Consider the following 8,041-nt stretch of genomic DNA (forward strand, 5'->3'; position numbering starts at 1 on the left):
GGGGGGCCCTTTCTTTTGGTTACTTTTCTTTGGGCAAGCAAAGAAAAGTAACCCGGCCTCCGGCAGGAGGACGGAAGCCCGCGGCAGGCGAGCCAGATTGCGAGAACCAAACACCGTGGCCTGGATTCCTGCTTTCGCAGGAATGACGAGCAAGCCCACCTCAACCCCGCGGCCGCGTCTCCCCCATCGTCATCAACACCGGCAACACCCCCAACGCAATCACCGCAATCATCACCCCAGGCACTGCCGCCCACCCCGTCATCTTCACCAGCAGCTCAGCCAGAAACGGCGTCACGCCACCAAAGATCGCCGTGGCCATGGTGACGCCCAGCGCCAAACCACTCAAACGTCCCTCGCCCGGAAACTGCTCCGCCGTAGCCGACGCTGCCACGGCGCTCACCCCACCGGCAACGCAAGCCAACACCACCGCCGCGAACACCACCTGCCACAGCGAACCGTGCGCCATCCAGGCAAACATCGCCGAGGGCAGCGCCGCACACAGCAAGGCGAGCACAACCAACACCGGCTTGCGGCCAAGCCGATCGGACAGCGCTCCCGCCCATGGCGTGACCAGAATCACGGCCACCGCCGCAACCGTCGACAGCGCCAGCGACATGCCCTCGCCGATCGCACCGGTCGAACTCAAGAACGTCGGCACATACGTGATGCCCACGTAATACGTGATGGAGCCCAATGCCGAGATCGCAAATGTCCTGGCAATCGCTGCACGATGATGCGCCAGCGTGTCACGCACGGGCGAAACCGGCACCGTGCCGCGCGCCTTTTGCCGCTCGAAATCCGGCGATTCCTGCATGGCCGAGCGCGCGACCCAGATGCTTGCCGCGAGCGCCGCGCCCACGAAGAAGGGAATACGCCAACCCCACGCATCGAGATTCTGGCGACTCATCAAACCCACCGTCAGCGCCGATACGCCCACGGCTAGCAAGGCGCCAATTTCGCTGGCCGCCGATGCCAGCGACGTGACCAGTCCACGGTGATGCTTGTCCGCACCTTCCAGCAAATACGCAACCACGCCCGTGTATTCGCCTCCCACCGAGAACGCCATCAGGCATCGCAACAGCAGCAAGAGATACCCGGCGGCCATGCCGATGCGCTGGAAATCCGGCAACAGCGCCGTGATCAGCATCGCCACCGTCATCAACGCCATTGACAGCAGCAGCGTGTGGCGTCGTCCGAGCTTGTCGCCAATGATGCCGAACACCAGCGCACCCAGCGGCCGCATGGCATAGGCGATGGCGAAGCCCGCCAGCGTCGCCAGCAACGAGTTGCCGCCACCGCCGAAGAACACGCGCGACAACACGGTGGCGAAGTAGAGGTAGAGCGTGAAGTCGTACCACTCCACGATGGTGGACAGCGCGGCAATCACCATCGATGCGCGTGTCATCGATACGCCGCCCTGCCCGGCACGTTTCATGGCCGCTCTCTGAAGCATCGTCACGTCCCATGCGGCGCTTGCGCGGCCGTCTCCCAGCTGTCATCGATCATGCGGCCTCCACATCGTTGCTCGAGGCCGGCGTGCCCGCAAACCATACCAGCAAGCGATTTGGCGGCCACACCGCCCGCGCCACGGCGCTGCTGACCCGGGCCGACGAAAAGCTGCGTCTGGCCGCCGACGCCGCCAACCGCAACCGCGGGTAAGCCGATGACAGCCACCATGCACAACGCCCGCCGGTGCGGCGGGCGCTTTGCATGGAAGGGACCGTCGCTCTATTCGAACTCAGGCCTGCCGACGCTGCTGGTCGGCCACGCGAGGCGAAGGCGGCACGAACAAACCGTTCGCCTCGCACACGGACAGCATGTGATCGCCCATGGTGTCGTAACGACCATCGACCAGCGCTTCCTGCGCAATGCGCGCCAGGTGCGCCAGCACCGCCTGCATGGTGCCGCAGCCCAGGCTGATCCGCCGCACACCCAGGCCGCGCAAGGTGGCCGCATCCGGTGCGCCCGGGTAACCGGCGTAGACATTCAACGGCACCGGCAGTAGCTCGGCGAGGCGTTGAATCTCGCCAGGATCGGCCAGCCCAGGAACGAAGATGCCGTTGGCGCCAGCATCGACATACGCCAATGCGCGCCTGAGGGTTTCTTCGAAGCGCGCCTCGCCGGACAGCTCCTTGCTCAAATAGGTATCGGTGCGAGCGTTGATGAACAGCGCGACGCCGCGATGCTCCGCCACCGCACGAATGCAGGCAATGCGCTGCGTCAGCAGGCGCGCATCGGCGAGCTGGCCGGTGGCCGGATCCTTGCCGTCCTCGATATTGATGCCGATCACGCCCAGCTGCATCAAGGCGCCGACCAGGCCGCCGGTGTCTTCGGCGTCGACGCCGTAGCCGCGTTCGATATCGACGCTCAGCGGCGCTGAAACGGCGTCGGCGATGCGGCGACACGCTGCGAGCAGCTCGTCCAGCGGCATCTGCTCGCCATCGGGATAGCCCAACGACCACGCCATGGCGGCGCTGCTGGTGGCGATGGCCTTGGCGCCGGCATTCTCGATGACGCGGGCGCTGGCGACGTCCCAGGCGTTGGGCAATATCAGCGGTGTTGCGCCGGCATGCAGCTGGTGGAAAGCCTGGGCTCGGGTTGTCTGCTCGTGGTTCATGGTGAAGACCTGGGGACGCCCGCCATCGGGCCTGACTAGGAGACCATTCGCCCATCAGGTCCGCTGTCAGAATCTTTAGCTACCGCTCTTTGGCACAGGATGAGGAGGCGGAGCCTTGCTATGCTCGGCCCACCTCCGGATGCATGCCGCCGGCCCGACCATGTCGAGTTTTTCCAGCCAGGTTCTGCTGTCGACGGAAACGTTGACGCTGCGCGATGTGCACTGCAGCGGTACCTGCCGCCATCGCAGCGCGGAGGAGTGCGCCGCCTCGACCCAGCTGGAGTTTCCCTATCGCGGGCTGTACCTGCGTCACGTGGCCTCCGACCAGACCGTGGCCGATGCCAATCACGTGTTGTTCTTCAACGCGCAGCAGGGCTATCAGGTGAGCCATCCGCTGCAGGGCGGTGATGCTTGTCTGTCATTGCGTCTCTCGGATGCACTGCTCGCCGAGCTGGCGCCCAAGGCGCTGGTGCAATCGGGTGAAGGCACGATCTTCCGCGCGCAGTCGCAACGCATCGATGCCCGCGCGCAGGCACTGGTGGCGCTGCTGCGTCACAACCTCGAGCACGACAGCATCGAGCCTTTGGAGGCCGAAGCGCTCACGCTCACCCTGGTGTGCCGCAGCCTGGGACCGCGCACCTCGCGCGCGCCGACGTCCACGCATGCCCGTCGTCGGCTCGCCGATCGCGTGAAAATGTTGCTGGCCAGCGACTTGTCGCGTCGCTGGACCTTGGCCGAGATCGGCCAGGAGATCGGCGGCTCGCCGGTCTATCTGACGCAGGTCTTCAAGCAGGTCGAAGGCATGCCGCTGTATCGGTATCAGCTGCAACTGCGGCTGGCGCGCGCGCTCGATCGGCTGGGCAAGGTGGATGATCTCTCGGCGTTGGCGGCGGAACTGGGTTTTTCCAGTCACAGTCATTTCGCCAACGCCTTCCGACAAGCTTATGGCCGCTCGCCGACCGAGTTCCGTCAGGCCTCGCGCGGCCCGGCCTGATCGTCAATCGTCGCTGGGCACGTGCAAGTGCACGCCCAGCGCGTAACCACCCACGAGTCCGGCCGCGATTGCCACCAAGGTCGTCATCCACGCGAGCGGATCGGACAGCATCATGCGGATCTTCCACTCGGCAGAGTAGGCCATGGAGATCAGCGTGGCGATGGCGCAGACGGTGCCGCCCGCACGTGCCCATGCGCGGCATGCGCGTTCGCTGCGTGCGTCCACGGGACGCTCGATGTACGTGGAGGAATGGTTCGGGGACATGGGAAAACGGCGTGTGAGTGAGTCCGCGCAGCTTAGGTATGGCTATCGCCGGGAAATATGGGACGAGTCCTAAAAATCGGGCCGACGTGATTTCCGGGCGTCACTGCCAATGACTAAAGAATTCGACAGCATGGGAAACCAGGCGCGTGGTCTGCTGGGCTCACCCAATTTCGGGTGATATCCGGAGAGCTGCCATGAGTGAGAAGACCTGCGCCGCGTGCGATTACCCGCTGGACGACAACGCCATCAAGGTCACCGTCGGCCATCGCGTGGTGGAAGTGTGTTGCGAGGAGTGCGCAGAGAAATTGCGCGAGGCGCAATCGCGTGCCACTGGCTGACGGCTGATCGCGTGCATCAAGCGCGATGCACGCCTGGCCTGCCTGCCGCGTGCCCGGCATCCGCGGATCACGCTGCCGGGCACGTGGCATCTTTGAAAACTCCTGCGACGCGTGGCGCGGAAGCGTCCATCGATACCGCCCTCACCGACCAGTGGCATCTCCTAGCCAATGTGACCAGCCAGGATGCCTACACTACGGACAATCCGCGGGGGATCAGCTCGGTGGGACATCGTCCGCAGGGCGCGCCCAATTTCCTTGGCAACCTGTGGACCACCTATCGCTTTCCCATCGCGGGCATCGGCGGCTTCCGCATCGGTGGCGGCGTGAACTACCAGGACAAGAGCTATAGCGATCTCACCAATACCAACAGCATTCCCTCCTCCGTCGTGTGGAACGGATTGCTTGGTTACCAGGCCTCGGTGTGGGGCGTGGATGTGAATCTGCGCAACCTCACCACCCGGCGCTATTTCATCGCTGCCAATGGCGCCGGCGCACTCGTGGGTGAATCGCGCAGCGCGTTTGTGAGCGTGCATGCGGATTTGTGAAGCGGCGTGACTGCCTCGTAACATGGATCGAGCGATGCGGCGCCGGGCCGCGCCGCTGCAACGATCGACATCGACGAGGACAGCGCGCATGCAGCTCAAACGCCCGATCCATCTGGCTCTGCTTGGCTGCCTGCTCGGCGCCGTCGCCAACCCAGCGGTTGCGCAGGGCGAAGTCGCTGGCATCGTGGCCGATCCATGCGCCGCCGGGCGCGCGCCGTCGGGCGCATCGAACGCGACGGTTTTCACACGCGATTTTGCCGATCTGTGCCACTACCGCGTGCAAAATGCCGCGCTGATGAAAGCCGGCAACGCGCCACCACGCGTGGTCTTCATGGGTGATTCCATCACCGAGTTCTGGGGCCAGAAGGACGCCGCGTTCTTCACCAACCGCAAGCTCGATCGCGGCATCAGCGGCCAGACCACCTCGCAGATGCTGTTGCGCTTCCGGCAGGACGTGATCGAGCTGCATCCGCAAGCCGTGCACATCATGGCCGGCACCAACGACGTGGCCGGCAACACGGGGCCGGCCACGCTGGAGCAGGTGGAAGGCAACCTCGCCTCCATGGCGGAACTGGCGAAGGCGCATGGCATCCGCGTCATCCTTGCCAGCGTGCCGCCCGCGGCCAGCTTCCCCTGGCGCCCGGGCCTGCAAACCGTCCCCACCATCCAGGCCTTGAACGTGTGGATCAAGGACTATGCCGCGCGCCATGGATTCACCTATGTCGACTACTACGGCGCGATGGCGACGCCCGAGGGCGGCATGAAAGCCGGCCTGGCCGAGGACGGCGTTCATCCCACGCGCGAGGGCTATCGGATGATGGATCCGCTGGCAGAGGCGGCCATACGGGCCGTCCTTTAAGCCAACGCTCGGGCATCTGGGCCAATCGCCGAGCCGGGCCATAACCGAAGCAGATCAATTGCTTGCCCTCCGCAACCGGCAGGCGGTGCAGACCCGCGCCGGACATCGCGCCACGGCCGATTGACGTAGAAAGTTGATCTACAAATAAGAATCATTATCATTGTGTAACTCGCCTCAGGCGAGCCGTACCGCCGCCAGCGGTTGCGGCCACGATTCTTCAAGGGTTTCCTCAACATGTCCGCGTCCTTTTCCAGAACCGCGCTTCTGGCAGCGATCTCGTTTGCCCTGCTCGGCCCGGCCTACGCCGACGACCAGACCGACAGCAGCAATACCGCGTCCAAAACCACCAAGGCGGACGACAAGAAGAGCGTTTCGCTGGCACCGGTGAACGTCGTCTACTCGACCACCAAGACCGAGACGCCGACGGTGGAGATCCCGCAATCGGTCAGCACCATCACGCCCGATCGCATGTCGCTGTACGGCGTGCAGGGCCTGGATGAAGCCGTGCGCTATCTGGCCGGCGCGGTGGGCGGCAGCTACGGCGCCGATCCGCGCAGCGACTGGATCCTGATCCGCGGCTATGACCCGGCGAAATTCCTCGACGGCCTGGCGCTGCCCAACGGCGACTGGACGGCCGATTCGCGCATCGAGCCGTACGGCCTCGAGCGCATCGAAGTGAACAAGGGCCCGTCCTCGGCGATGTACGGCCAGCTGCCGCCCGGCGGCATGATCGACATGACCAGCAAGCGTCCGAGCCTGGATGCACCGCACGAGATCGAGGCCACCATCGGCAGCTTCGGCCAGAAGCAGCTGGCCGGCGATACCGGCGGCCAGCTCGGCAGCGACGGTCATTGGTTGTGGCGCGTGGTGGCCCTGGCGCGCCAGGGCGATTCCAACATCAAGCATTCCAAGGACGACCGCTACTACTTCGCGCCCAGCCTCACCTGGCAGCCGGACGACAACACCTCCTTGACCATCCTGCCGCGCTATCAACGCGCGCTGTCCGATGGCGTGGGCGGTTTCCTGCCGTCCCAAGGCACGCTCTATCCCAACCCCAACGGCCAGATTCCGCGCGACGTGAATCCGGGCGAGCCGGGTTACGACCATTACTGGAAAACCGATGAGTCGATCGGTTACGCCTTCAACCATCGCTTCAATGACGTGTGGTCGTTCCGCCAGGACCTGCGCCTGCAGAACGAGAAGGTCGACCATCGCTCCATCGGCAGCCTGGGCCTGCAGGACGACCTGCGCACGCTCAACCGCTACAACTATCCGCTGGTCGATCATGCCAACGTGTTCGCGGTGGACAACCAGGTCGAGGCGAAATTCGACCAGGGCAGCGTGCAGCACAACGTGCTGATGGGCGTGGACTATCTGCATAGCCACAACGACTACAAGTCGGGCTTCGGTTCCGCGCCCAGCATCGATATTTTCGATCCGGTCTATGGCCAGCCGATTCCGCCGGCGCCCTATACCTTCCACACCAACACCTTGCTCGAGCAGCTGGGTGCGTACGTGCAGGACCAGGTCAGCATCGACAAGTGGGGCATCGTCGCCAGCGGCCGTGAGGACTGGGTCAGCAACGACGTGAAGGACCTGATCGCCAACACGCGTGAGAAGCAGAACGACAACGCGTTCTCCGGCCGCCTGGGCGTGAACTACACCACCGACATCGGGCTGGTGCCGTACGTGGCCTATTCGCACTCGTTCAAGACCACGGTGGGCACTACCTTCGACGGCAGCGCGTTCAAGCCGATCACCGGCGACCAGTACGAAGGCGGCCTGAAGTACCAGACGCCGGATGGCCGCACGCTGATCACCGGCGCCATCTACCAGCTCACCCAGAAGAACGCGCTCACGGTCGATCCCAATCACCTGTTCTTCTCGCTGCAGCAAGGCCAGACGCGTACGCGCGGCGCGGAGCTGGAAGCGAATGTGGCGGTGACCGATCACCTGAACATGACGGCCGCGTATGCGTACACCGACGCCAAGGTCACTCATGCGAACGATGCCACGCTGGGCAAGGAAGTCGCGCTGGTGCCGAAACAGCAGGCCTCGCTGTCGGCTGACTACAACGTGCATGAAGGTGCGCTCGCGGGCCTGGGCTTCGGCGGTGGCGTGCGTTTCATCGGCGAGCATTACGGCGATGCGTTCAACCAGTTCCGCACGGGCGGCTATACGTTGTTCGATGCGAACGCGCACTACGATCTGGAGCGCTGGCGTTTCCAGGTGACCGCGGCGAACCTGTTCGATCGCAACTACATCAGTGCGTGCAACAGTGCGATCTGGTGCTATTACGGGTATCCGAGGGAGATCACCGTGTCGGCGCGCTATCGCTGGTGAGTAACTGCGCCTAGCCGCTTGTCTGTGGGAGCGCACCCTGTGCGCGACAGGCACCCTGCGCTGTATCGCTCCGTAGGCTTG

General features: G+C 64.4%; 9 protein-coding genes. 6 read left to right on the top strand and 3 right to left on the bottom strand.

The window, feature by feature from the left end; all coding sequences use genetic code 11:
- Positions 1-160: 160 nt before the first annotated feature.
- Positions 161-1,435, bottom strand: coding sequence for an MFS transporter (locus tag Y882_RS17930; protein ID WP_425479486.1), 1,275 nt, complete (start codon positions 1,433-1,435; stop codon positions 161-163).
- A gap of 101 nt (positions 1,436-1,536) precedes the next feature.
- On the opposite strand from Y882_RS17930, the gene Y882_RS20900 reads away from it, so the two are divergent.
- The gene (locus Y882_RS20900) at positions 1,537-1,659 is read left to right on the top strand and encodes a hypothetical protein (protein ID WP_280136539.1); all 123 of its coding nucleotides are present in this window, start codon (positions 1,537-1,539) and stop codon (positions 1,657-1,659) included.
- A 79-nt stretch (positions 1,660-1,738) separates the two neighbouring features.
- Here Y882_RS20900 and Y882_RS17940 read toward each other — a convergent pair whose 3' ends face one another.
- Positions 1,739-2,617 (bottom strand): isocitrate lyase/PEP mutase family protein, encoded by an 879-nt coding sequence (locus tag Y882_RS17940; RefSeq protein ID WP_046973329.1) that lies wholly within the window; start codon positions 2,615-2,617, stop codon positions 1,739-1,741.
- Between the two features lie 160 nt (positions 2,618-2,777).
- On the opposite strand from Y882_RS17940, the gene Y882_RS17945 reads away from it, so the two are divergent.
- A complete protein-coding gene (locus Y882_RS17945; protein ID WP_046973334.1) occupies positions 2,778-3,611 on the top strand; it encodes a helix-turn-helix transcriptional regulator in 834 nt (277 codons plus the stop codon).
- A 3-nt stretch (positions 3,612-3,614) separates the two neighbouring features.
- Here the strand turns inward: Y882_RS17945 and Y882_RS17950 are convergent, their stop codons facing one another.
- Positions 3,615-3,875 (bottom strand): hypothetical protein, encoded by a 261-nt coding sequence (locus tag Y882_RS17950; RefSeq protein ID WP_046973330.1) that lies wholly within the window; start codon positions 3,873-3,875, stop codon positions 3,615-3,617.
- Between the two features lie 194 nt (positions 3,876-4,069).
- Here Y882_RS17950 and Y882_RS20520 point away from each other — a divergent pair, with 194 nt between their 5' ends.
- From Y882_RS20520 to Y882_RS17965, 4 genes are all read left to right on the top strand, one after another.
- A complete protein-coding gene (locus Y882_RS20520; RefSeq protein ID WP_169748755.1) occupies positions 4,070-4,213 on the top strand; it encodes a hypothetical protein in 144 nt (47 codons plus the stop codon).
- 92 nt (positions 4,214-4,305) lie between these two features.
- The gene (locus Y882_RS17955; RefSeq protein ID WP_046973331.1) at positions 4,306-4,758 is read left to right on the top strand and encodes a TonB-dependent receptor domain-containing protein; all 453 of its coding nucleotides are present in this window, start codon (positions 4,306-4,308) and stop codon (positions 4,756-4,758) included.
- A gap of 88 nt (positions 4,759-4,846) precedes the next feature.
- Positions 4,847-5,617 (top strand): SGNH/GDSL hydrolase family protein, encoded by a 771-nt coding sequence (locus tag Y882_RS17960; protein ID WP_046973332.1) that lies wholly within the window; start codon positions 4,847-4,849, stop codon positions 5,615-5,617.
- 234 nt (positions 5,618-5,851) lie between these two features.
- On the top strand, positions 5,852-7,960 hold the full coding sequence (locus Y882_RS17965) for a TonB-dependent siderophore receptor (RefSeq protein WP_046973333.1): 2,109 nt from the start codon (positions 5,852-5,854) through the stop codon (positions 7,958-7,960).
- Positions 7,961-8,041: the final 81 nt, after the last annotated feature.

This window comes from Dyella japonica DSM 16301 (genome assembly GCF_001010355.1).
Taxonomy (GTDB): domain Bacteria; phylum Pseudomonadota; class Gammaproteobacteria; order Xanthomonadales; family Rhodanobacteraceae; genus Dyella; species Dyella japonica.